This is a genomic window from Pseudomonas tumuqii, from assembly GCF_013184545.1.
GTDB classification, from domain to species: domain Bacteria; phylum Pseudomonadota; class Gammaproteobacteria; order Pseudomonadales; family Pseudomonadaceae; genus Aquipseudomonas; species Aquipseudomonas tumuqii.
In genome coordinates, this window is the sequence record NZ_JAAOJA010000008.1 from 161,875 (window position 1) to 186,885 (window position 25,011).

The 25,011-nt window shown below is 64.2% G+C and carries 19 protein-coding genes; 7 read left to right on the plus strand and 12 right to left on the minus strand.

Annotation, left to right across the window (positions count from 1 at the left end; translation table 11 throughout):
* Positions 1-78 precede the first annotated feature (78 nt).
* From G9C89_RS15935 to norR, 4 genes are all read right to left on the minus strand, one after another.
* Complete coding sequence (locus G9C89_RS15935) at positions 79-1,311, minus strand: molybdopterin molybdotransferase MoeA (protein ID WP_172149725.1); 1,233 nt, start codon at positions 1,309-1,311, stop codon at positions 79-81.
* Positions 1,308-1,865, minus strand: a complete 558-nt coding sequence (gene moaB, locus G9C89_RS15940) for a molybdenum cofactor biosynthesis protein B (RefSeq protein ID WP_172149727.1) — start codon at positions 1,863-1,865, stop codon at positions 1,308-1,310. The genes G9C89_RS15935 and moaB overlap by 4 nt, the downstream gene beginning before the upstream one ends.
* A gap of 184 nt (positions 1,866-2,049) precedes the next feature.
* Positions 2,050-3,408 carry a coproporphyrinogen dehydrogenase gene (locus tag G9C89_RS15945; protein ID WP_172149729.1) on the minus strand — a complete coding sequence of 453 codons (1,359 nt, stop codon included), beginning with the start codon at positions 3,406-3,408 and terminating at the stop codon, positions 2,050-2,052.
* A 248-nt stretch (positions 3,409-3,656) separates the two neighbouring features.
* The gene (norR, locus tag G9C89_RS15950) at positions 3,657-5,186 is read right to left on the minus strand and encodes a nitric oxide reductase transcriptional regulator NorR (protein ID WP_172149731.1); all 1,530 of its coding nucleotides are present in this window, start codon (positions 5,184-5,186) and stop codon (positions 3,657-3,659) included.
* Positions 5,187-5,343: 157 nt separating this feature from the next.
* Here norR and ytfE point away from each other — a divergent pair, with 157 nt between their 5' ends.
* Positions 5,344-6,009, plus strand: a complete 666-nt coding sequence (ytfE, locus tag G9C89_RS15955; protein ID WP_172149733.1) for an iron-sulfur cluster repair protein YtfE — start codon at positions 5,344-5,346, stop codon at positions 6,007-6,009.
* Positions 6,010-6,073: 64 nt separating this feature from the next.
* Here the strand turns inward: ytfE and G9C89_RS15960 are convergent, their stop codons facing one another.
* From G9C89_RS15960 to G9C89_RS15980, 5 genes are all read right to left on the minus strand, one after another.
* Positions 6,074-6,517, minus strand: coding sequence for a CopD family copper resistance protein (locus G9C89_RS15960; protein WP_172149735.1), 444 nt, complete (start codon positions 6,515-6,517; stop codon positions 6,074-6,076).
* 41 nt (positions 6,518-6,558) lie between these two features.
* Positions 6,559-7,749 carry an NnrS family protein gene (locus tag G9C89_RS15965; protein ID WP_172149737.1) on the minus strand — a complete coding sequence of 397 codons (1,191 nt, stop codon included), beginning with the start codon at positions 7,747-7,749 and terminating at the stop codon, positions 6,559-6,561.
* A 41-nt stretch (positions 7,750-7,790) separates the two neighbouring features.
* Entirely contained in the window at positions 7,791-7,964 is a 174-nt protein-coding gene (locus G9C89_RS15970; protein ID WP_172149739.1) for a hypothetical protein, read from the minus strand.
* Positions 7,965-8,073: 109 nt separating this feature from the next.
* A complete protein-coding gene (locus G9C89_RS15975; RefSeq protein ID WP_172149741.1) occupies positions 8,074-8,424 on the minus strand; it encodes a hypothetical protein in 351 nt (116 codons plus the stop codon).
* A gap of 411 nt (positions 8,425-8,835) precedes the next feature.
* A complete protein-coding gene (locus tag G9C89_RS15980; RefSeq protein ID WP_172149743.1) occupies positions 8,836-9,852 on the minus strand; it encodes a zinc-dependent alcohol dehydrogenase family protein in 1,017 nt (338 codons plus the stop codon).
* A gap of 245 nt (positions 9,853-10,097) precedes the next feature.
* Here G9C89_RS15980 and G9C89_RS15985 point away from each other — a divergent pair, with 245 nt between their 5' ends.
* The 5 genes from G9C89_RS15985 (at position 10,098) to G9C89_RS16005 (ending at position 18,181) form a co-directional block, all read left to right on the plus strand.
* Positions 10,098-11,012 (plus strand): LysR family transcriptional regulator, encoded by a 915-nt coding sequence (locus G9C89_RS15985; RefSeq protein WP_256674218.1) that lies wholly within the window; start codon positions 10,098-10,100, stop codon positions 11,010-11,012.
* A 397-nt stretch (positions 11,013-11,409) separates the two neighbouring features.
* A complete protein-coding gene (gene mexE, locus G9C89_RS15990; protein ID WP_172149745.1) occupies positions 11,410-12,651 on the plus strand; it encodes a multidrug efflux RND transporter periplasmic adaptor subunit MexE in 1,242 nt (413 codons plus the stop codon).
* Positions 12,652-12,664: 13 nt separating this feature from the next.
* Positions 12,665-15,844, plus strand: coding sequence for an efflux RND transporter permease subunit (locus G9C89_RS15995; protein WP_172149747.1), 3,180 nt, complete (start codon positions 12,665-12,667; stop codon positions 15,842-15,844).
* Positions 15,841-17,244, plus strand: a complete 1,404-nt coding sequence (locus G9C89_RS16000; RefSeq protein ID WP_172149749.1) for an efflux transporter outer membrane subunit — start codon at positions 15,841-15,843, stop codon at positions 17,242-17,244. The genes G9C89_RS15995 and G9C89_RS16000 overlap by 4 nt, the downstream gene beginning before the upstream one ends.
* Positions 17,245-17,671: 427 nt before the next feature.
* Positions 17,672-18,181 carry a disulfide bond formation protein B gene (locus G9C89_RS16005; RefSeq protein WP_172149751.1) on the plus strand — a complete coding sequence of 170 codons (510 nt, stop codon included), beginning with the start codon at positions 17,672-17,674 and terminating at the stop codon, positions 18,179-18,181.
* A gap of 3 nt (positions 18,182-18,184) precedes the next feature.
* On the opposite strand, the gene G9C89_RS16010 is transcribed toward G9C89_RS16005, so the two are convergent.
* The gene (locus G9C89_RS16010; protein WP_172149753.1) at positions 18,185-18,919 is read right to left on the minus strand and encodes an SDR family oxidoreductase; all 735 of its coding nucleotides are present in this window, start codon (positions 18,917-18,919) and stop codon (positions 18,185-18,187) included.
* 345 nt (positions 18,920-19,264) lie between these two features.
* Here G9C89_RS16010 and G9C89_RS16015 point away from each other — a divergent pair, with 345 nt between their 5' ends.
* The gene (locus G9C89_RS16015; RefSeq protein ID WP_172149755.1) at positions 19,265-20,272 is read left to right on the plus strand and encodes a TRAP transporter substrate-binding protein; all 1,008 of its coding nucleotides are present in this window, start codon (positions 19,265-19,267) and stop codon (positions 20,270-20,272) included.
* A 72-nt stretch (positions 20,273-20,344) separates the two neighbouring features.
* Here G9C89_RS16015 and G9C89_RS16020 read toward each other — a convergent pair whose 3' ends face one another.
* Together G9C89_RS16020 and G9C89_RS16025 are read right to left on the minus strand one after the other, a co-directional pair.
* Complete coding sequence (locus G9C89_RS16020; protein ID WP_172149757.1) at positions 20,345-23,926, minus strand: EAL domain-containing protein; 3,582 nt, start codon at positions 23,924-23,926, stop codon at positions 20,345-20,347.
* The gene (locus tag G9C89_RS16025; protein ID WP_172149759.1) at positions 23,902-25,005 is read right to left on the minus strand and encodes a chemotaxis protein CheB; all 1,104 of its coding nucleotides are present in this window, start codon (positions 25,003-25,005) and stop codon (positions 23,902-23,904) included. Before G9C89_RS16025 ends, G9C89_RS16020 begins: the two co-directional genes overlap by 25 nt.
* Positions 25,006-25,011: the final 6 nt, after the last annotated feature.

Consider the following 25,011-nt stretch of genomic DNA (forward strand, 5'->3'; position numbering starts at 1 on the left):
TGCTGGCGATGCTTTTGATCTGCAGATATCGCCGGATCGCCGGGACGCCGGACCGCAGCAAGCTGGCTCCTACGCCACTTAATGCAGCAGCGCACTGAACGGCAGGTAGTCGAGCAGATCGCCCTCCTCCAGGGTCTGCCCCACCTCGACCAGCGCCAGGCCGTCGGCCCAGCAGGCCGAGGTGAGCATGGCCGAGCCCTGCTGCGGGTGCCGGCACACGCGCAACTGGCCGTCCTGCTGTTCCAGCCGGGCACGCAGGTACTGGCGGCGGCCGTTGGCCTTGCGCCAGGCGAATCCGGCCGGCAGGCGCAGCGGTTGCGGCACTACGTCCTGGCAGCCCTGGGCGCGCAGCAGAAAGGGCCGCGCCACCACCAGCGCGGTGATCAAGGCCGCCGCTGGATTGCCCGGCAAACCGATCCAGGGTTTGCCGCCCACTTCACCGAAGGCCAGCGGCTTGCCCGGCTGGATCGCCAGGCGCCACAGGTGCAACTCGCCCAGCTCGCGGATCGCCTGCTTGAGGTGATCCTCCTCGCCGACCGACACCCCGCCGGAGGTGATCAGCATGTCCCACTCCGAAGCCGCCAGGCTCAGGGCGTCGCGGCTGGCCGCCAGTTCGTCGGCCATGATCTCGTAATCGTGGACTTCCAGGCCGAGGCTGCTCAGCACACCCGCCAGGCTGTAACGGTTGGCGTTGTAGATCTGTCCGGGCTGCAGCGCCTCACCCGGCTCGCGCAGCTCGTTGCCGCTACTCAGCAGGCCGACCCGCAGGCGCCGATAGACCGCCACCCGGTCGATGCCGAAGCTGGCCAGCAGGCCCAGTTCCTGGGGGCGCAGGCGCTGCCCGGCGCTCAGCACCTGAGTGCCGGCAGCCAGTTCCTCGCCACGCCGGCGCACATGCTCGCCGCCCTGTACCGGCGGCAGCCACACCCGCCCCTCCTCGAGCCGGCATTGCTCCTGCATCACCACGCTGTCGGCGCCCGGCGGCAAGGGCGCGCCGGTGAAAATGCGCACCGCATGGCCAGCGGGCAGGGCCTGCGCCGCGGCATCGCCGGCCGCAATCCGCCCGGCCAGCGGCAGGCAACCACCCGCGGCCGGCAGATCGGCGGCGCGCAGGGCATAACCGTCCATCGCACTGTTGTCCCAGGCCGGCACCTCGAACGGCGCATGCAGCGGCTCGGCCAGTACCCGACCGAGCGCCTGGCCCAGGGCTACCCGCTCCACGGGCGGCGGCGCCGGTGCGCGCGCCAGCAGTTCGTCGATGGCCTGGTCAACCGGGCGCAGGTTGTTGCCGTCGCAGCCGCAGGCGCTCATGAGCGGGCTCCACAGCGCGCGGCTTGTGGCTGATCGGCCAGGCGTTTGAGATGGGCGACGAAGTTGCATGGCCCGGTGCGGCTGTCCAGTTGTTCGCGAAGGATCTTCTCCCAGGCCGTGCGGCAGGCGTTGGGCGAACCGGGCAGGCAGCAGACCAGCGCACCATTGCTGATCCCGGCCACCGCCCGCGACTGCAGGCTGGAGGTGCCGATTTCCGCCAACGAGACCTGGCGGAACAGTTCGCCGAAGCCATCGACCAGCTTGTCCAGCAAGGGCGCCACGGCTTGCGGGGTATTGTCCCGCGCGGTGAAACCGGTGCCGCCGGTGATCAGTATCACCTGCACCAGCGGGTCGGCGATCCAGGCACAGACCCGCGCGCGGATCTGCCAGATATCGTCGATTACCAGGGCCCGCTCGACCAGCGCGTGGCCGGCCGCCTCCAGCCCCTCGATCAGGGTCTGCCCCGAGGTATCGGTAGCCAGACTGCGGGTGTCGCTGACGGTCAGGACGGCGATGCGTAATGCCTGAAAATCGGCGCTGGACAGATGAGCCATGCTGGAAGCCTCCTTAGAATGTCTGGCCGCAGACTGCACCGCTACTTTGGTACAGCCCATTCCTCGTTAGAGGTATGCCCCAGGGAGCAGAACCCCTTGCGCCGGCCTAAAACCCTTATGGCCTGGGGCTTGCAGACGCCCTTGCAGCGACTGCGACCCAGGGTCGCAGGTGTCTTGTGCACGACTAAACCGCCCGGGAAACGGATTGCACGCGCGGCGCCCCGCTGTAGCGATCGAACAACCGGCACACCGAGTGCACCAGCAAACGCCCGGCGGGAAGAATGGCGACGGACGCCTCGTCGAACCTGATCAGACCGTCGCGCTGCATCTGCGCCAGGGCCGGCCAGGCATCGGCGAAATACTCGCGAAACACCAGGCCGAAGCGCGCCTCGATGCGCCGCATATCCAGGCCGAAGTCACAGATCAGGCGCTCGATCACCTCGCCGCGCAGACGGTCGTCAGGCCCGCAGCGAAAGCCGCGCCAGCTGGCCAGCTGGCCCCTGTCGAGCTGGGCCTGATAGCCCTGAAGATCGCGACTGTTCTGCACGTACAGGCCGTCGATCTGGCTGATGGCCGCGACGCCCAGGCCGATATGGTCGCAGTCCGCGTGCCGGCTGAAGCCCAGGCAATTGCGCTGCAAACTGGCGTTCTCCTGAGCGATGACCAGATCGTCGTCCGCCAGGGCGAACAAGCCCATGCCGACATAGCGATAGCCCGCCAGGCTGAGCTGCTCGACGCAATGCCGTTGCATGGCCAGCTTGTCCTCCCGCTCGCACAGGCCACTTGCGGCAAACCGCCCCAGCGGCCGATAGCGCTGCGGCGGATCGGCATAGTCGAAGACCGTCACCCGATTCGGCTGCAGCTCGATGATGGCTGCCACCTTGCGTGCGAAACTTGCCCGGGTTTGCCAGGCACGGCCGTAGCCGATATCGATATTCACCGAGCGGTAGTTGAGCGCGCGGGCAGCATCGATCAACGAGCGGATTTGCCGCGGATCCTGCCAGGCCAGCGCTGCGCCACTGACTGCAGCGATATCAGGCACGCCGATACTGACGTGGTTGAAGCCCAGCTCGCGCAGCCGGCCCATGGTCGCCCAATCCGAATGGGGCAACTGGATATCGATGCCGTAGTCGCCCTCGTCGTAATCGAGAAAATTGCAGCGTTGGCGCAGATGATCGATCAGCCTGTGTAGCTGCTCGGCGCTGGGCGTACTGCCGCCGGCCAGGTGAAACTGCAAGACGCGCTGCTGCGCCCCCAGGTGGCAACTGATGGTGTCGATCTCCCGCTCCAGGCGCTCCAGGTAGGCGGCGAAGACGCTTGGCGAACAACTCGCACGCTGCTGGCCGAAGGCGCGGTTGATCGGCAACTGCACAGCCAGCGATAGCGCACGCTGGGCCTGCCGACTGCCACGCAAGGCGCGCAGCAGATCCAGCGAGCCGATACCGCGATGAAAGGCGGTGGTATCGGGATAGCAGCTATGGCTGACATCGCCATGGGCGTAGCGGCCGAGCAGCTTGCTGTCCCAGCTGATGGATTCACGCATCTGGCTCTCCCCCGTATGACCACGAACGACAGTGTCGGGGTATTGCCGGGAAACCTCATTGACCTGAGTCAACCTCGGAGAAAAGCCGCGTGCCTGCGACTATCCGCTTCGCTCAAGCCATCCCAGCGCGCAGCCCGGATGCAATCCGCGGGCATTCGCCAGGCGCCAGATTTCCCCGGATTGCATCCGGGCTACGCGGCAACAGACGTCGCGTCGGAAGGGCCTTGGCCGCGGTGGCGCCTGGCCAATCACTTCAAGCGCAGACGCCGCGCCAGTTTGTGCAGGTTGCTCGGGTCGAGTTCGAGCAGGCGCGCCGCGCTGGCCCAGTTATCGGCGCATGACTCTAGGGCTTGCAGGATGCTCTGACGCTGACAGGCTTCGACTGCCTCGCGCATCGAGCAGGCGGCGGGTACGGGCGCGTCCTGCTGCTCCAGCGGCTCGCTGGCGCCAGGCCGACGCACCCCGTTGTCGAGGTCGAGCAGGTCGGGTTCCAGGGTCAGAATCTGCGTGCGGCTGGCACCGCGACTGAGCAACTTGAGGGCCGCGCGGCTGATCACATGCTCCAGTTCACGCACATTGCCCGGCCACGCATAGGCCAGCAAGGCGCGCTCCGCCGCGGGCGACAGACGCATGCTGCGCAAGCCCAGGCGAGCGCGATTGAGTTCGAGAAAGTGCCCGGCCAGCATCAACACATCGTTGCCGCGCTCGCGCAACGGCGGAATCGGCACCGGATACACCGACAGGCGGTGGTAGAGGTCCGCGCGGAAATGCCCGTCGCGAATGCTGTCCGGCAGGTGGCGGTTGGTCGCGGCGATGATGCGCACGTCCACATGCAACGGCTTGTCCGCCCCCAGGCGCTGGATCTCGCCATTCTGCAGGGTGCGCAACAGCTTGGCCTGTACGCTGAGGGGCAACTCGCCCACCTCGTCGAGCAGCAGGGTGCCGCCATTGGCCGCATCGAAGCGTCCGGGGCGATCGGTGGTGGCGCCGGAAAAGGCGCCCTTGACGTGGCCGAACAGTTCGCTTTCGGCCAGCGACTCGGGCAGTGCCGCGCAGTTGACCTGAATCAGCGGCTTGTTGCGGCGCCGCGACAGACGATGCAAATGGCGGGCGAACAGTTCCTTGCCCACGCCGGTTTCGCCCAGCAACAGCACCGGCAACTCCGAGTCGGCCACCACCTCCAGCTCGCTCAGCAGCTGGTGGATGACCTGGCTATGGCCGAGGATTTCGCTTTCCTCGGTGACCAGGGCGGCCGTCTGCACATCGCTGCGGGCCAGGCGCAGGCTGCGGTTTTCCTGCTCCAGGCGAGTTACCCGCACCGCCGCTTCGATCATCAGGGCATAGCGCTGCAGATCGCGCCGGGCGTTGCTGTCGAAGGTGCCGGCATGCAAGGCATCGAGCGTCAGGGCGCCCCACAGCTGGCCCTCGACGTACAGGCTCACGCCCATGCAGTCATGCACCGGCAAGGGCTCGCCGACATGCTCGTCGAGCAAGCCGTCGTACGGGTCCGGCAGGCGGCTGTCCGGTTCGAACCAGGTCGGCTCGCGGGCGGCCATGATCGCCGCCAGTCGCGGGTGTTGGGCGATCACGAAACGCCGGCCGAGCGCCTCATGCACCAGGCCCACGGCCGCCAGTGGACGCAGGCTGTCGCCATCCAGACGCAACAACCCCACCGCGCCACAATTGAAGTGCTCGCGCAGGGTATGCACCAGCCGCTGCAAGCGCACGGCATTGGGCAGTTCGGTGATCAGATCGGCGAGCAGACTGCTTTCCAGCATGGTATTTACCACCCTAATTGGTCGATTGAACCCTAACAGATCGGGGTTCGATCGACCATGCGAACTATAAATACCTTTGTTTTCAAGCGCTCGATCCTGGCACGGGTGCTGCTATTGACCTAGGAACTCCCATTGATCGATGCACAAGGAAATCGCCATGAGTACGACCCTTCTCGACCAGCCCCTAGGCAGCCTGGCCTGCGAGATTCCCGGTGCCACCCGGGTATTTCACGCCTTCAATCTCGACTTCTGCTGCGGCGGTCACAAGAGCCTGCGCGAGGCGGCTGCCCTGCGCGGCATCGAGCCCGAAGAGGTCGCCGCCGAACTGGACAGCCTGCAGGCCCGGGGCGGCACACAGCTGGACTGGCGCACCGAACCCAGCGCACGCTTGATCGAGCATATCCTCAAGCGCTACCACGCCCGCCACCGCGAGCAACTGCCGGAACTGATCCGCCTGGCCCTCCGGGTGGAGCAGGTTCACGGTAACCGTGCCGATTGCCCGAACGGCCTGGCCGACCTGCTGCGCGACATGCAGCAGGAGCTGGAAAGCCACATGCTCAAGGAGGAGCAGATCCTCTTCCCCATGCTCCTGAGCGGTTACGCCAGACAGGCCAGTGCACCGATCTCGGTGATGCGCTTCGAGCACGACCACCATGGCCTGGCCCTGGAACGGATGGAAGCCCTGACCCATGGCATCACCCCGCCGGAAGACGCCTGCAACACCTGGCGCGCGCTGTACCGCGGGCTGAACGAATTGCACGATGACCTGATGCAGCACATCCACCTGGAAAACAACGTGTTGTTTATCGCCGACCAGGCTTAGCCGCCTAGCCAATCAATCGCCGGCATGCCGGCGATGTCCGCGTGTCCGCACAATCCGTGCAGCATCACCAGCTCAGATAGAACATGCCCTTGGCCAACAGCACGATGCCGACCATATGCACGAACAGGCTGACATGAATGATGCGCAGATAACGCGCATTCATGCGCTTGCTCCTGAACAGCCACATGGCGCTGAAAAAATGTCCGAGCACACTGGTGGCGAGCATGACTTTCAGGGTCAGCAGGGTATTGAAGGACGACGCCAGCGGCGCGGCCAGCGCCGGCAGATAACGTAGCCAGAGCATGCCGAGGCCGGCACCGAACAGCGCCAGCAACACCCAGGGCATCAATTGCCGGGCACGCCGGCCGATGCCCTGTTCGATCAGGCGCATCGCCTCGACCGGCACATGCTTGCGCACGCTTTCCAGGATCAGTACTTCGAAGAACACCGTGCCGATGAAGATCAGCGCGGCGAACAGATGGAGGATCAGCAGGATCGGATAAATCATCGGCTACTCGGCAGGCAAGGCAACAGTAGGTACATCCGCACTCATCCCGGATGCCCATCGACACGGGCGCTGCAGAGCATCGGCCCGTAGCGCCAGGCAAACAGGACAAAGGCCAGGCTCCAGCACGCCGCCGCCAGCCACAGGCCCCAGAACGGCCAGACTTCGATCAAGCCAACGCGGAACAGGCCGGTCACCTGCAGCAGGATAAAAGCCAGGGTCATCCCGCTCGGCGGCGTCAGCGGGCGACCGGTATGGCCCAGGCTGACGCGGGCGACCATGGCCAGGATCAGGCCGCCCATGGCCCCGACGGTCAGGGCATGCAGCGGCTGGCTCAGGTTGTTCAGCAGGCCGAGATGCCACAGCGCCATGCCCAGGCAGGCCAGGCCCAACCAGGCATAGGCCAGGTGCAGCGACCAGAGCAAGGGCACCCGCCACATGCCCGGGTCATGCCAGCGCACCAGGCGCAGCAGATGGCCGGCCGCGAGCAGCGCAAACAGCAGGCCGATCCAGGCGCTGGCCTGCAGCGCGATGCCAGCGGCATACAGAATGGCGACCAGGGCCGAGCCCAGCAGCAACAGCAGGTCGAGCCAGGGCCAGGGCTTGACGCCCTCCACCCGACCCAGCCCGCGCTGGGTGAAGAAAGGAATCACCCGTCCGCCGATCAGCCCCATCATCGCCGCCACCAGCCAGACTCCGGCCAGCACGCCCTGACGCTGCAGCACCTCGCTGGCGCTGGCCAGCCCGACCATCGCGAGCGCATCCGCGGCCGCCAGCAGCAGCAGCACAGCGACAATCGGGTAATTGCGTTTCTGCCTGGCCTGCCACAGCGCGCGCGCCATTACCACCGCCACCGCCAGCGGGAACGCCAACTCCAGCACGGCCAGCACGGGCAACGGCAGGTCGCCCAGCCAGGCCAGCCGTGCCGCCAGCCAGAGCAGCGCCAATAGCGTCAGCGGACGGCCCTGCAGCCCCGGCTGGCCGGTCCAGGTCTGCACCGCAGACAAGAGAAAACCGGCGATGATCGCCAGGGCGAAACCGAACAGCAGCTCATGCCGGTGCCAGGCCAGCCAGCCGCCGGCCGGCTGCCACTCGCCCAGCCAGCCGCTGAATGCCGCCAGCCACAGCGGCACGGCCAATAGGGCGAACAGGCAGCCGCCCAGAAAGAACGGGCGAAACCCCAGACGCCACAGCGGGGTGATCGCCAATGCCTTGCGGCGGTCGAGTACTTGCATGGTGCGTTCCTTTAAATGGCCTAGAGCGGATCCAGCCCGCCTCACTCAACCAGCACGCAGGCAACCAGGCCCAGCAACAGCAGGCCCAGCAGCGACCAACGACTGTTCAAGCGCGAGCATGCACCAGCAATGGCAGCCTGTCGCCCGCGGCGAGCAAGATGGGCGGCAAAACACTCGGCGCCCTGTTCGAGATTGCCAGCCATGACTTCAAACATAACAATTGCTCCTTTGCTGCGACAGGTCATTAGCCAACACTGGCTTTGTCCTGTCGAAAGGACCGCTGCGGGGCGCCATATGCATGGCCCGTCCCGTCGCTTCTGCTCATCAGTGGCTTGGGTGCAAACGACCCGCCTGGCGGGTGACCCGATCGCCCGCGCGGAACTGCGTATTCGGCGAGCGCACGGTTGCCTCCTCGCCTTGCGCAGTCTTCACCACATAGGCGCGCTGGCTCAAACCGCTGACCTGCTGAGCCCCCTCCCCGGCAAACAGGCCGATGCCCGCACCGACCAAGGCGCCCAGCGGACCGCCGGCGGCGCCACCTATCAGCACGCCGCTGAGCCCGCCATACAGCGCACCTACGCTGTTATCGGGGGTTTCCTTGATCACTTCGTCGGCCTGTACGGCGGCAGCACCGAGTAGCGCTGCACTCAGGAAAAATACATTGAACAATTTCATGGCTCGCTCCGGTTGATTGGTTCGCTCAACCATTAGTAATCCAGAAATCGTGCCAACATTTAAATCCATATAAATCAATTGGTTAATAATTAGGCGGTAAATATAACCTGGCAACAAATGGTCTTTATGACCCTATAAAGTCCAAATAACTACTTCGCCATACGGCATGGCTACGGACGGGAGGGGCGCCGACACCGGTGCATGAGCACCCGGCCCGGCCAGATCAAAGCGAGGACAACAGGCGCAGCACCCGACAGGTGCCTACGGTGGAAAGAAAAGCGTTGCATCGGGAGGAGTTGCTCTGCCCCCGGACCCGCGCGTCATGGCAACGCGGTCCAGGGTCGAGCGGGGGGGTGGTCAGATGTTGTGAAAATATCGAGCGCCGCAGTAGGCGAGAATTTTCTCAAGCAGTCAGGGCAGGACCAGCGCTACGCGGCCGCGATTCGGGCAGGTTTCCATGTAGCGATGCGCCGCGATGAAGTCATCGAAGGTAAACACCCTGTCGATGACCGGCGTGAGCAAGTGATCCGCGGTCAACTGATTGATGTGCTGCAAGGCACGCTGCACCGCTTCCTGATTGGGCTCGATGCCCAATTCCGGGAGGCCGGTGAAGTCGAGTACGCAGTGGCGGAAAAACTGCATGTGCTTCTTGAACGCGGCGCACGCCGGAAAGGCCGTGTCGTTGCCGCCGTTGACGCCACACATGATCAGCTTGCCGCGTTGCGCGGCGACATCGCCGAGTAGCTTCATCTGCTGCCCGGCGCACTGATCGAGGATCACCTCGACCCCCTTGCCGTCGGTATAGCGCTCGATTTCCAGGACCAGGTCCTGCTCTTCGGTGACCACCACCTTGTCGGCCCCCAACTCGCGCAGGAACTCGCGGTTACCCGCTTCGCTGGTCGAGGCGATGACATTGGCGCCCAGTGCCTTGGCCAATTGTACGGTCTGCGGCGCCAGGCAATGGCTGGCCTCGGTGATCAGCACGTGTTGGCCGGGCTGCAGCTTGGACAGGTCGACCAGGGCGAAATAGGCGAACAACAAGGCGGTGTAATGCACGCTGGCTTGCAGCGGCGACAACACCTCCGGATAACGAGTCAGGGCGTAACGCGGCATCAGCACCAGGTCGCCCCAGGTCGGGTAGCGATTGGCGGTGCTGGCCGGGAAGCTGGCGACCGGAGTACCGAGTTCGAGGTCGTCGACGCCCTCGCCCAGGGCTTCGATGGTGCCGGCCAGTTCGCTGCCCATGCCGGCGGGTAAGCGGGCCTGCTCGGCGGCCAGATTCTGCCGCCACAATACATCGCTCCAACTCAGCCCTACGGCCTGGACGCGCACCAGCACCTCGCCTGGGCCAGGTGTCGGGGTTGGCAACTCTTCGTACTGAAGAACATCAGCGTCGCCGAATTTATGGAAACGGATCATGTGGGACATCGTTACCTCAAACTCTGATCACGAATTAACACTTCAATGACTGTGGACTCTATCCGCTGATGTCCGGCAACACCACCTGCTGCCATTGATAGTTGTCATGCCTGGCAGTGATTGCCGGCTTTCCTTACCGGCATTACAGCTCGTACTATTGCCCGGCGAAGGCTCTCATTGGCAATGGATTACTTGAAAGCGCAGCATGCTACGCCTGATCGCATCAAGGCCGCTTCACTTCGAATGGTAACCGGATGAACCGTAACGACTTACGCCGCCTCGATCTCAACCTGCTGATCGTGTTCGAGACGCTGATGCACGAGCGTAGCGTGACCCGCGCGGCAGAGAAACTGTTTCTCGGCCAGCCGGCAATCAGCGCCGCCCTCGCCCGCCTGCGCAGTCTGTTCGACGACCCACTGTTCGTACGCACCGGCCGCAGCATGGAGCCAACCGCCCGCGCCGAGGAAATCTTCGCCCTGCTCTCGCCGGCGCTGGATTCGATCTCCACGGCGGTCAGCCGCGCCGCCGACTTCGATCCGGCAACCAGCACCGCGGTGTTTCGCGTCGGCCTCTCGGATGACGTCGAGTTCGCCCTGCTGCCCGCCCTGCTCCGACGTCTGCGTGCAGAGGCGCCCGGGGTGGTGCTGGTGGTACGCCGGGCCAACTACCTGTTGATGCCCAACCTGCTGGCCTCCGGCGAGATTTCGGTGGGCGTCAGCTACACCGAGGAGCTGCCGGCCAACGCCAAGCGCAAGACCCTGCGCCGCAGCAAGCCCAAGCTGCTGCGCGCCGACTCGGTACCCGGCCCGCTGAGCCTGGATGATTATTGCGCCAGGCCGCATGCCCTGGTGTCCTTCGCCGGCGACCTCAACGGCTTTATCGACGACCAACTGCTGAAGATGGGACGCAGCCGCAAAGTGGTGCTGGCGGTCCCGCAGTTCAACGGCCTGGGCACCTTGCTGGCCGGCACCGACCTGCTCTCGGTGGTGCCGGACTATACCGCCGCCGCCTTGACCGCCGTCGGTGGCTTGCGCGCCGAGGACCTGCCCCTCGAGACCAACAGTTTCGAGATGTCCATGGCCTGGCGCGGCGCCCAGGACAACGACCCCGCCGAGCGCTGGCTGCGCTCGCGGATCCAGATGTTCTGCGGCGACCCGGACAGTTTGTAAACACCACCCCGCATAGACACCGCCCTGCACATCTATCGATGGTTGCCAAGCCGTAGCCCGAATAAGCGCCAGTGCAATCCGGGGAGCCTGGTGCCTGTGCAACTGCTCCCGGATTGCGCAGGAACATAGGATCTACGGGGGTAGTGTAGGGTGGATGACGCCTTTTTCATCCACCATCGCAGTTGGTGGATGGGTGAAGCGTCATCCACCCTACAAGGTCGCAGGTATTGCAAATAAACATAGGATCTACAGGAGCTTTGTTCACATCCGTAACCATCGATACAACCCTGCAAACCATCACTAACAGTGATACTCATCTTCGAGTCGTTCGATTCGTCCCCGCCAGCCCAGCGCCGCACACTCCGCCCGTCTAAAACTTACTATGGCGGAGTCTCACATGGATCAGTCGAAGAAAAACCTCTGGCATTTTCCCGCGGCGCTGGCCGCTCTATTGGTTCTCAGCGCCTGCGGCCAGGCTCCGGATGCGATGCAGTCGATGCCCGCGGCGAAAGTCAGCGTTGCCGAAGTCATCGAGCAGCCGATCAATGAATGGGATGAGTTTACCGGGCGCCTTGAGGCGCCTGAGTCGGTGGATGTGCGGCCACGGGTGTCCGGCTTCATCGACCGCGTAGCCTTCGATGAAGGCAGTCTGGTGAAAAAGGGTGATCTGCTGTTCCAGATCGATCCACGGCCATTCGAGGCCGAGGTCAAGCGCCTCGAAGCCCAGTTGCAACAAGCCCGCGCCAGCCAGACTCGCACCCAAAGCGAAGCCCGCCGCGGCGAACGTTTGCGTAAGAGCAACGCAATTTCTGCCGAACTGGCCGATGCCCGCGCCAGTGCTGCACAAGAGGCACAGGCCGCGGTCGCCAGCATTCAGGCCGAGCTGGACAACGCTCGCCTCAACCTGAGTTTCACCCGTGTCACCGCGCCGATTGATGGCCGCGTCAGCCGTGCGGAAATCACCGAAGGCAACCTGGTCAATGCCGGGCAGAGTCTCCTCACTACTCTGGTCAGCACCGACAAGGTTTACGCCTATTTCGATGCCGATGAGCGCGTGTTCCTCAAATACGTTGAGCTGGCGCGCCAGGCCGGCGGCCAGACCCGCGATGCCAGCCCGGTATACCTGGGCCTGTCCAGCGAAGACGGTCACCCACACCTGGGCAAGTTGGATTTTCTCGACAACCAGGTCAACCCGCAGACCGGCACCATTCGCGGCCGTGCGGTGTTCGATAACGCCGACGGGCGATTCACGCCGGGCCTCTACGCACGCCTCAAGCTGGTCGGCAGCAGCCAGTACGCCGCTGCACTGATCAAGGATGAAGCGGTCGGCACGGATCTCGGCAAGAAGTTCGTCCTGGTACTCGATAAGGACAACGCCGTGCAGTACCGCGCCGTCGAGCTGGGGCCGAAGCTGGAAGGCCTGCGCATCGTGCGTCAGGGCCTCTCCAAGGGCGAGAAGATCGTAGTCAATGGTCTGCAGCGTGCCTTCCCCGGCTCCACGGTTGATCCGCAAAGCGTGCCCATGGCCGATGAACAGACCCAGGCGCTGCTGACCGAGCAACGTCAGGCCATCGAACGCCAGAACAGCCGCCGGGTCGCTGCAAAAAACAGCCCCGCCAGCACTGCGCCACGCGGCTAACAGGTAGAAGACGATGAATTTCTCGCAATTCTTTATCCAGCGGCCGATCTTCGCCGCCGTGCTCTCGCTGCTGATCCTGATCGGCGGGGCCATCTCGCTGTTCCAGCTGCCGATCAGCGAATACCCGGAAGTGGTGCCGCCCACCGTGGTGGTACGCGCCACCTTCCCCGGCGCCAACCCCAAGGTGATCGGCGAAACCGTCGCCTCGCCGCTGGAGCAGGCGATTACCGGGGTGGAAGGCATGCTCTATATGTCGTCCCAGGGCACTGCCGACGGCAAGATGACCCTGACCCTGACCTTCGCCCTCGGCACCGATCTGGACAAGGCCCAGGTGCAGGTGCAGAACCGCGTCACCCGCACCATGCCGACCCTGCCCACCGAAGTGCAGCGCCTCGGTGTGACCGTCGACAAGGCCTCGCCCGACCTGACCATGGTGGTGCACCTGACCTCGCCGGACGACCGCTACGACATGCTCTACCTGTCCAACTACGCCGCGCTCAACATCAAGGATGAGCTGGCGCGCCTGGACGGCATCGGCGACGTGCAGCTGTTCGGCCTCGGCAACTACTCGCTGCGCGTCTGGCTCGATCCGAACAAGGTCGCCTCGCGCAACCTGACTGCCAGCGATGTGGTCAACGCTATCCGCGAGCAGAACCGCCAGGTCGCCGCCGGTTCCCTCGGCGCGCCACCGTCGGATGCGGGCAACAGCTTCCAGCTGTCGATCAACACCCAGGGCCGTCTGGTCACTGAGGAAGAGTTCGAGAACATCATCATCCGCGCCGGTGACAATGGCGAAATCACCCGTCTGAAAGACATTGCGCGGATCGAGCTGGGCTCCAGCCAGTACGCCCTGCGTTCCCTGCTGAACAACAAACCCGCAGTGGCCATCCCGGTATTCCAGCGCCCCGGCTCCAACGCCATCGAGATTTCCGATGCGGTGCGTGCGCGCATGGCCGAGTTGAAGCAGAGCTTCCCGCAGGGCGTGGACTACGAAATCGTCTACGACCCGACCATCTTCGTGCGGGGCTCCATCGAGGCGGTGGTGCATACCCTGCTCGAAGCCATCATCCTGGTGGTGCTGGTGGTGATCCTGTTCCTGCAGACCTGGCGCGCCTCGATCATCCCGCTGGCCGCCGTGCCGGTGTCGTTGATCGGCACCTTCGCCGTGATGCATATGTTCGGCTTCTCGCTCAACGCCCTGTCGCTGTTCGGCCTGGTGCTGGCAATCGGCATCGTGGTGGACGACGCCATCGTCGTGGTGGAAAACGTCGAACGTAATATCGGCCTGGGCAAAACCCCGGTGGAAGCCACCAAGCAGGCGATGAAGGAAGTGACCGGGCCGATCGTTGCCACGGCCCTGGTGCTGTGCGCGGTGTTTATCCCCACGGCCTTTATCTCCGGGCTTAGCGGGCAGTTCTATCAGCAGTTCGCCCTGACCATTGCGATTTCCACGGTGATCTCGGCGATCAACTCGCTGACCCTGTCCCCGGCCCTGGCCGCCGTACTGCTGAAAAGCCACGACGCACCGAAGGATCGCTTCTCCAAGGTGCTCGACAAGCTGTTCGGCGGCTGGTTGTTCAAGCCGTTCAACCGGGGGTTCGACCGCGCCAGCCATGGTTATGTCGGCACCGTGAAGCGCGTGCTGCGCGGCAGCGGCATCGCCCTATTCGTCTATGCCGGGCTGATGGGCCTGACCTATCTGGGCTTCGCCACGACGCCCACCGGCTTTGTGCCCGCGCAGGACAAGCAGTACCTGGTGGCCTTCGCCCAGTTGCCGGACGCCGCGACCCTGGATCGCACCGAAGCGGTGATGAAAGAGATGTCGGCAATCGCCGGCAAGCACCCCGGCGTGGAAAACACCATCGCCTTCCCGGGCTTGTCGATCAACGGCTTCACCAACAGCCCGAACAGCGGCATCGTCTTCGTCGCCCTGAAAGACTTCGACCAGCGCCAGGACGAGAACATGTCGGCCGGGGCCATTGCCGCCGAGCTTAACGGCCAGTTCGGCTCCATTCAGGAAGCCTATCTGGCGATCTTCCCGCCACCACCGGTGCAGGGCCTGGGCACCATCGGCGGCTTCCGCCTGCAGGTGCAGGACCGTGGCAACCTCGGCTATGACGAGCTGTACCTGCAGACCCAGAACGTCATCGGCAAGGCGCGCCAGCTGCCGGAACTGGACCCGATGTCGGTGTTCACCAGCTACCAGGTCAACGTGCCGCAGATCGATGCCGCCATCGACCGCGAAAAGGCCAAGACCCACGGCGTGGCGATCAGCGACATCTTCGACACCATGCAGATCTACCTGGGCTCGCTGTACGCCAACGACTTCAATCGCTTTGGCCGTACTTATCAGGTCAATGTGCAGGCCGAGCAGCAGTTCCGCCTGGAGCCGGAGCAGATCGGCCAGCTCAAGGTGCGCAACAACCGTGGCGAAATGGTGCCGCTATCGGCCTTCCTCAAGGTCAGCGCCAGCTCAGGTCCCGACCGGGTGATGCACTACAACGGCTTCCTCACCGCCGAAATCAACGGTGCGGCAGCCCCCGGCTACAGCTCCGGTCAAGCCGAGGCCGCCATGGCCAAACTGCTCGAGGAGGAACTGCCCAACGGCATGAACTTCGAGTGGACCGACCTGACCTACCAGCAGATCCTCGCCGGTAACAGTGCGATCTTCGTCTTCCCGCTCTGCGTGCTGCTGGCCTTCCTGGTGCTGGCCGCCCAGTACGAAAGCTGGAGCCTGCCGCTGGCGGTGATCCTGATCGTGCCGATGACCCTGTTGTCGGCCATCACCGGGGTAATCCTGGCTGGCGGCGACAACAATATCTTCACCCAGATCGGCCTGATCGTACTGGTGGGCCTGGCCTGCAAGAACGCCATCCTGATCGTCGAGTTCGCCAAGGAGAAACAGGAGCATGGACTCGATCGCGTCAGTGCGGTGCTGGAAGCCTGCCGCCTGCGTCTGCGGCCGATCCTGATGACCAGCTTCGCCTTCATCATGGGTGTGGTGCCGCTGGTGCTGTCCTCCGGCGCCGGCGCGGAGATGCGCCATGCCATGGGGGTCGCGGTGTTCAGCGGCATGCTCGGCGTGACCTTCTTCGGCCTGCTGCTGACCCCGCTGTTCTACGTGCTGATCCGCGCCTTCGTGGAGAAACGCGAAGCGAAACAAGCCGCGCGTCTGCTGGAGGTACAGGCATGAAGGCATTCACTGGCAACAGCCTGAAAATCAGCCTGCTGGCCCTGACGCTGAGCGCCTGCGCCGTCGGTCCGGACTATAAGAGCCCACAGCTCGAGCCGGCCAAACTGGCCAGCGCAGCAGCCGGCGACTACAACCGCTCGCGTTTCGAAGCGCTCTGGTGGCAGCAATTCGACGATCCGACCCTGAACCAGCTGGTCGCCCACTCGCTCGAGGAAAACCGCGAGCTGCGCGTGGCCTTCGCCCGCCTGCGCGCGGCACGGGCGATTCGCGATGACGTGGCCAACGACCAGTTGCCAACCATCAGCAGCCGTGCCAGTGGCGCGTTTGGCAAGGCGCAGCAGCCCGGCATCAGCGAGCAGCGGGTGAACAGCGAACGCTACGACCTGGGGCTGGACATGGTTTGGGAACTGGACCTGTTCGGCCGCATTCAGCGCCAACTGGAAGCCAGCGACGCGCAGATCGAGGTGGCCGAAGCCGATTACTACCAGCTGCAGGTCAGCCTGATCGCCGAGCTGGTGGATGCCTACGGCAACCTGCGCGGCGCGCAACTGCGCGAACGCATCGCCCGGCAGAACCTGGAGAACCAACAGGAGTCGCGCGGCATCACCGAGCAGCTGCGCGAGGCCGGGGTCGGCAGCGAGCTGGATGTATTGCGCAGCGATGCGCGTCTGGCCGCCACCGAAGCCAGCCTGCCGCAACTGCAGGCCGAACAGGTGCGGGCGCAGAATCGCATCGCCACCCTGCTCGGTCAGCGCCCGGAGCAATTGACGGTGGATCTGTCCGCGCAGCCGTTGCCGGCGATTGCCAAGGCGTTGCCGATTGGCGATCCGGCCGAACTGCTGCGCCGCCGCCCCGATATCCGCGCCGCCGAACGCCAGCTGGCGGCAGCCACCGCGAGCATCGGCGTGGCCACTGCCGACCTGTTCCCACGGGTCAGCTTGAGCGGCTTCCTCGGTTTCACCGCCGGGCGCGGCTCGCAGCTGGGCTCATCGGCGGCGCGCGCCTGGGGCGTGGCACCGACCATCAGCTGGGCTGCCTTCGACCTGGGTAGCGTGCGCGCTCGTCTGCGTGGCGCCGAAGCCGAGGCCGATGGTGCCCTGGCCAACTATGAGCAGCAGGTATTGCTGGCCCTGGAGGAATCGGAAAACGCCTTCAGCGATTACGCCAAACGCCAGCAACGCCTGCTCGCCCTGCTGCGTCAGTCGCAAGCCAGCCGCGCCGCCGCCGAACAAGCCAGCGTGCGCTATCGCGAAGGCGAAGTGGACTTCCTCGTCCTGCTCGACGCCGAACGCGAACGCCTGGCCGCCGAAGATGCCCAGGCACAAGCGGAAACCGAGCTGTATCGCGGCATAGTCGCCATCTACAAAGCCCTGGGCGGCAGTTGGCAGCCTAGCGCCTAGGAGCCTGTCGGACTTAACCGTTCGTAGCGAGGGAAAGGCCGTGGTCCGACATTTCGGGTTGAGGCAGTTTTGGTGCTTTTCCGAGGCGAATAGCTGGCTATTTAACGAGGGAAAGCAGCAAAAATGACCAAATCCGGCTTTTTCGCAGTAGAACAGCGTTAAGTCCGACAGGCTCCTAGAGTCGGACTCTCCCCCGGTTGGCCTTGCCAACCCCTTCCCGCCCCACGGCAGTTGCTCCTTGCCGTGGGGCTTTTTTTTAAATCAGCCAGGCTGACCAGCCTCTTTTGCTCCACCTGCTCGATTGCACGTTATGGTTTCAGCCTGCACCATAGCGCGGACACAGCACAGCGACAGGCCTTATCGCGCTTGATAGAGCCACGATTTGGCAACTGTTTCAGGCCATTACCCGCTTCCCACGGAATTTCCCATGACCCGCCAGAAATCCCTTATTCCGCTGCTCTCGATCATTACCGTCGCCTGCTTCGCCATGCTTGGCGGTGCGTTGCTCATGCAGCACCTGTTCGCCTGGGAACCCTGCACACTGTGCGTGCAGATTCGTTTGTGGCTGCTGTTGGGCGGGGCCTTCAGCCTGCTGATAATCGCCGCGGAAGCTGTCGGGCAACGCTGGCTGACCCTGATGCTCTGGCCGCTGCTGCTGGCGGCGGGGTTTATGGCGGTGTTCGACAATAGCCATCTGGTGTTGATCGAGACTGGCATCCTGGAAAGCTTCAGCTGCTCACCCTTCCCCTTCTATGCCTTCTACCTCCCCTTGCATGAGTACCTGCCCGGGGTATTCATGAGCGCCGGCGTTTGTGGGCAAAACGACTACGCCATCCTCGGCGTCCCCTTCACCAGCTGGACGCTGTTGAGCGTCACCCTGCTGTTCGCCTTCATCCTGTTTGTCGCCTGGCGCGCCATCGGCAAAACCAGGGGATAGCAGTTAGACGATGCCGCCATTGACCCGCAGCGTCTGGCCGTTGACCCAGCCACCCTGTTCGCTGACCAGAAAGGCCACGACACTGGCGATGTCCTCTGGCGTGCCCAGGCGCTCCAGCGGCGGTTGCTTGGCCAGGCGCTCGATCTGCTCGCTGGTTTTACCGCTGAGAAACAGCTCGGTCGCGGTGGGGCCGGGGGCGATGGCGTTGACGCAGATATTCCGCCCGCGCAGCTCCTTGGCGAAGATCGCGGTGAAGCTCTCCACCGCGGCCTTGGACGCGGCGTATACGGAGTAACCCGGCAGCGCCAGGCCCACCACGCTGGTGGAGAAGTTGACGATGCGCCCGCCGTCGCGCAGGTGCCTGGCCGCCAGGCGCAGGGTGTTGAAGGTGCCCTTGGTGTTGATCGCGAAGATTTTCTGGTACAGCGCATCGTCGCTGTCGGCCAGGCTGACCATGCCAGGCTGGATGACCCCGGCGTTGTTGATCAGGATATCGATACCGCCGAATTTCATCTGCGCCTGGTCGAACAAGGCTTCGACCGCCACCGAATCGCTGATGTCGGCCAGTACCGCATAGGCCTGACCGCCGGCGCTGACGATGTCGCGTACCACCTGCTCGGCATCTGCGGGCCGTGCGGTGTAGTTGACCACCACACTGATACCGTCGGCAGCCAGGCGTTTGGCGATGGCGGCGCCAATCCCCCTTGAGGCGCCGGTAACTATGGCTACTTTTGACATGCTGACTCCTGCGCGAGGTTGTTAGAACTGGTATAGCTGCCATCGGCGCAGAATGTTCGACCGGTAGTCACATGAGAGGCGCTTAAGGAACACTCGCTTACCGCGAAACCGGCGAATAACCGCTCATCCGCACACCGAAAAGGCGGAAAACCGCCAGCCCATGCGAACTGGATCACAGGCTCGCGCCAGCGCTGCAAGGGCTGCACGGCAACCGCGCGGTTGGCACAGGCATTGCGATACAGGGCCTGCGTTTGGCGGATCGCCAGGCGCCGATATAACCACGGATGCCTTGCAGGCACAGGCCTGTACGGTGCAGGCCGATCAATAACAAGAAAGGACAGCCCGATGCTCAAGTCGATCTTCGCCATGGCCGCCTGCGCCCTGGTGTTCACTTCTGCCAGCGCCTACGGCGCGCAAACGCAAAGCCCCATCCTGATCAAGTTCGCCCATGTGGTCGCCGACAATACGCCCAAGGGCCAGGGCGCCCTGCTGTTCAAGCGACTGGTCGAAGAGCGCCTGGGCGGCCAGGTCAAGGTCGAGGTCTACCCCAACTCCTCGCTGTATGGCGACGCCAACGAGCTGCAGGCGCTGCGCAATGACGAGGTACAGCTGCTGGCGCCCTCACTGGCCAAATTCGAGAAATACACCAAGCAACTGCAGGTCTTCGATCTGCCCTTCCTGTTCGATGACCTGAACGCGGTCAACCGCTTCCAGAAGCGCGCCAAGGGCCGCCAATTGCTGCGCGCCATGGAAGAACACGACATCGTCGGCCTGGCCTATTGGCACAACGGCATGAAGCAGTTGTCGGCCAGCAAGGCGTTGCTGGTGCCAGGCGATGCGGCAGGCTTGAGCTTCCGCATCCAGCCCTCCAGCGTGCTCGAGGCGCAGTTCCAGCAGTTGCACGCCACCGCGCAGGTGCTACCGTTCGCCGAGGTGTTCGACGCGCTGAAGAACGCCAAGGTACAGGGCGCGGAAAACCCCTGGTCGAACATCTACAGCAAGCAGTTGCACACCGTTCAGCCGTTTATCACTGAAACCAATCACGGCGTGCTCGACTACATGCTGGTGAGCAACCCACGCTTCTGGTACGCCATCCCCCATCGGATCCGCAGCGAACTGGAAGGCATCATCGACGAGGTGACCTTCGAGGTGAATCGTCAGGCCGAGGCCGCCAACCAGGCCGACCGGCAGCGGATCGAAGCCTCGGGCCGCAGCCGGCTGATCACGCTCGATGAACAACAACGTGAGGCCTGGCGCCAAGCCATGCGCCCGGTCTGGCAGCAGTTCGAGGCCCAGATCGGCAGCGACGTGCTGAAAGCCGCGCAGACCGTCAACCGCAAGCAGCGCAATTGATCCACGACCTGGCTCGCCGCCGCAGGGTCAGATGCGAGCCTGAGGACTCAGCGCACAGCCATGCAATCGCGCTCAAACACTCGCGAGCCCCAGCACCTGTTGGCGCAGCCGCTGGTTCTCCTGCTCCAGTTGGCGCTGGCGGAAGGCTTCGCGCAACTGGCTGCGCAGATCGTCGGCCGACCAGGGCTTGGTGAGGAATCGATAGATCACCCCCTCGTTGACCGCCTTGAGGATGCTGCTGACCTCACTGGAGCCGCTCAGCACCATGCGGATGATATCCGGATAGAGACCCTTGATCCGCTGCAGGAGATCCAGACCGCTCATGTCGGCCAGGCGCATGTCGGTCAGCACCACATCCACCGCATGGATCGCCAGCAACGGCAGTGCCTCGGCGCAACTGCCGGCGGTGAGTATCCGGTAGTTCTCCAGGCGCAACTCGCGCTGCAAGGCCTTGAGAATGCCGGGATCATCGTCGATCAGCAGCAGGCACTGCTCGCTGTCGTCGAGAATATCGCTGGGTAGGCGCAAGACCGAGTCCGTCTGGAGAAACTCCAGACAGGCCGCCGGCGGCAGCGGCGGCGAATAGTAATAGCCCTGCAATTCGTCGCAGCCGGCGCGACGCAGAAAGCCGAGCTGCTCTGGCGTCTCCACGCCCTCGGCGATCACCTTGAGGCCCAGGTTATGGCCGATGGAGATCATCGAGCGGGCCAGCGAGGCGCTGTCCGGATCCAGATGAACATCGGTAACGAAGCTGCGATCGATCTTCAGCTCGCTGAAGGGGAAACGCTTCAGGTAGCCGAGCGACGAATAGCCGGTGCCGAAATCATCGATCGAAAAACGAATCCCCAGGGCACTCAGCGCCTGCATCTTGACCAGCACCTCGGCGGTGTTGGTCATCAGCATCGATTCGGTCACTTCCAGCTTGAGCCGCCTGGGGGCTACGCCGTGGCGGTTGATGATCTGCCGCACCCGCTCGATGAAGTCGTGCTCCATGAAGCTGATGGCGGAGAAGTTAACCGACATGCTCAGGCCCTGCATCGCCTCCTTCCAGGCCTGCAGCTGGCGACAGGCGGCGTCGAAGACATGGAAGTCAATGCCGACGATCTGCCCGGTTTCCTCGGCCAGCGGAATGAACTCGTCGGGCGACACCAACCTGTCCTTGCGCTGCCAACGCACCAACGCCTCGAAACCACACAGACGCCCACTCTGCAGATCCAGCTGCGGCTGGTAGACCAGGCGGAACTCGTCGTTGTGCAGGGCATGACGAATTTCCCGCTCCAGCAACAGGCGGCGCTGCATCTGCTCGTTCATCTGCGGGGTGAAGGCGCAGATGCGGTTACGCCCCTGATGCTTGGCCTGGTACATGGCGGTGTCGGCGTTGCGCAGCAGGGTACCGACATCCATGCCGTCGTCGGGGAAGCAGCAAAAGCCAATGCTGCAACTGACCACCAGCTCCTGACCGTCCAGTACCAGCGGGGCGGCAACCAGCTCCTTGAGCCGTTCCAACCAACCGATGCGCCCGGCGAACGGGCCGCTGTCGGCCAGCAGGATGACGAACTCGTCGCCGCCCAGGCGCGCCACTGTGTCGACTTCCCGGGCATTGTCTTGCAGGCGCCTGGCCATCTGGATCAGCAACTGGTCGCCGGCGTTGTGCCCGAGGCTATCGTTGACCACCTTGAAGTGGTCCAGGTCCATAAAGACCAGGGAGAACTGACCCTGGTTGCGGCTGGCAAAGGCAATGGCCTGCTGGATCCGGTCGTTGAGCAGGTTGCGGTTGGGCAATCCGGTGAGGCTGTCGTGGTTGGCCTGGTGTTCCAGTTCATTCTGATAGCGCTTGGCCTCGGTGATGTCGTGGAGGATGCCGACGAAGTGGCTGACCTTGCCGCGGTCGTTGACCACCGGCGCCACCTTGAGGTCGTTCCAGAAGGCCGAGCCGTCCTTGCGGAAGTTGCGCAGGATCGCCCCACACTCTTCCTGACCGCGCAGCGCCCGGCGGATAGCGTCCAGCGCCGGTTGGTCCTGCTCCTCGCCTTGCAGGAAGCGGCAATTACGCCCCAGCACTTCCTCGCTGCGGTAGCCGGTGATGCGCTCGAAGGCCGGATTGACGTAGACGATCGGCTGATCCGCCTGTTCATTGTTGGTGATGATGATGGCGTTGACGCTGGCTTCCACCGCGCGGGTGCGAATACGGATTTCCAGGTCACGCTGACGCTGCTCGCTGACGTCCTGGATCACCGCGATGGCGCCCTGCAACACGCCCTGGTCATCGAGGAACGGCACCGCCGAATTGAGAATGGTCTTGCTCGCGCCATCGAAGGTCTGGATGTCGATCACCTGGTTGCGCGCGGGCTTGCCGCGCTGCACCGCACGCGCCAGCGGCCAGTCCTCGGCCTGCACCGGCTCGCCGGTGTCCGCCCAGAAGCCCTGATACTGACTGCGGTCGGCCAGCTCGCCCGGCAGCGCACCGCCCCAGATCAGGCTGCTCTCGGGGTTGCTCATGATCAGCCGGCCACTGCGGTCGGCGACGACCACGCCGACCGGCAGGCTGTCGAGAATCTTGCGCAACAGCGCCTCGCTCTGCGCTAGCGCCAGCGTGCGCTGCTCCACCAGCTGCTCCATGCTCTCGAACAGACGGGCGCGGCCCACGGCCATGGCCAGTTGTCGACCGATCGAAGCCAGGGCATTGAGCCATTCCTCGGGCCAGCTTTGGCCATGCCGACGGACCACGTTGAGCATGCCGATGATCTCGCCGCCGAGCAGCAGCGGGATGCTGGCATGGGCACACTCGCCGGCCTGCTCGGCCAGTGCCGGACAGCCGGCGATGTTGCTCGGCGTGCTCAGCCGGTCGCTGAACCAGGCGTGCAGGCACGGGCAGTTGGCAACACAGGTCTGCAGATGCTCGATGCTGTATAGCGCGCCGCGCCCACGCGCCCCGGCGAGCCGCACCGGCTCGTCGGCAGTGCGCGTATCGGCCAGCAACAGCCAGGCGCCGACCGCCTCGGGGAATTCGAGAATGCGGCGCAGGGCCGCATCGATGACATGCAGTTCGGTCTTGGCATCGGTCAGGCCGCTGGTGAAGTGAAACAGGCAGTTGAGCAGCGAGTTGCTGCGCGCCAGTTCGTCATGTTTGCTCTGCAACTCGTGGTTGAGGCGCACACCTTGCTCGTAGGTGGAAATCAGCAAGTCAAGAATCTGCTGGCGGCTGGCGGTGATGAAGTGCCGCTCGCCCTCGAGCATCACCTCCACGCCGATCTGCACCCGTTCATGGCTGCGCAGTTCGAGATTGACCAGGAAGTAGCGGATGCGCGACATCAGGTACTTCTCGTCATAGGGCTTGACGATGAAATTGTCCGCACCACAGGCCAGGCCACGTACCACATCCCGCGCATCGGCCAGGCGGGTGACCAGGATCACCGGAATGCCCGCAGTCAGCGCATCGCTCTTCAGCCGCCGGCAGAGTTCATAGCCGTCCATTTCGGGCATGACGATATCGCTGATGACGATGGTCGGCTGGCGCTCGGCGACCGTTGCCAGCGCCTCCACGCCGTTGCGCGCCACACGCACCTTGCAGCCTGCCGCTTCGAGCAGGTACTGCAATTCGGTGGCCTGGGTCGGACTGTCCTCGACGATCAGGATTTCGGCGGTGTCGTACATGGCTCGTTCCCTCTTCTCACGACATTCGGTGTGGCAATCTGCAACGCAATCGAGTTAAGCACGGCGGCAATACCTTCCGGCGGCAGTACCAGACAGGCAGCCTGCAGATCGATGGCGGCTCGCGGCATCGAGTCGATCAGCGCACTGGCAGGCTCCTGCACCAGGGTAAAACCGCCCATCCGGCGCAGTTCGGCCAGCCCCTCGGCACCGTCGCGGCCCATGCCGGAGAGTTGGATGCCGATGGCCTGCTTGCCGAACGCAGAGGCGACCGAACGGAACAGGTGATCGGCCGAAGGGCAGAAAGTCTGCTCCGCACTGGCCGCCTGCAGACGCACGCGCAACGCCGCGTTCAGTCCCGTCTGCAAGCCGTCCGGCGCCAGGTAGAGCCTGCCGGGCAGCAACGTCTGCGCGTCCTCGGCGATCTGTACCGGTAGTGCGGCCGTACTCGCCAGCCAGTGACAGAAACTCGGCAGAAAGCCGGCGGCAATGTGCTGCACCAGAATCAGCGCCCAGGGCTGCGCCGGCTGCAGATTCTGCAGCAGGGCCTTGAGTGCCGCCGGACCACCGGCCGAGGCAGCGATGGCGACCAGTTGCGGCGTATGGGCGGCCACCTGCCCGACCTGGCTGAGCGGCGCCGCCGCCGGCTTCAGCGGCGTGTCGGAGGCCGGTGGGCGGTGGCGCCGGACTATCTTCACCTGCGCCATGCTGCGCAGGGTGCGCAGCAGTTCATCGATGCGCTCGTCGAAATCCGCCGCCTCCAGGCCCCGGGGTTTTTCCAGCACCGCCAGCGCACCGGCGGCCAGGGCGCGCATGGCGGTGGTCGTGTCGCGCACATTGGCACTGGCGGTCAGCACCACGACCGGCAAGGCGTAGAGTTCAAGGATGCGCGCGGTCGTTGCATAGCCGTCGAGGCCCGGCATATGCACATCCATGGTCACTATGTCCGGGCTATAGCTCTTCAACATATCCAGGGCCTGCTCGCCACTGTCGGCGGCACGCACCTCGTAACCCGCGCCCTCGAGCACCGCGCGCAGCAGTGCTCGCAGTACCGGCGAGTCGTCAACGATCAATACGCGCATGGTCAT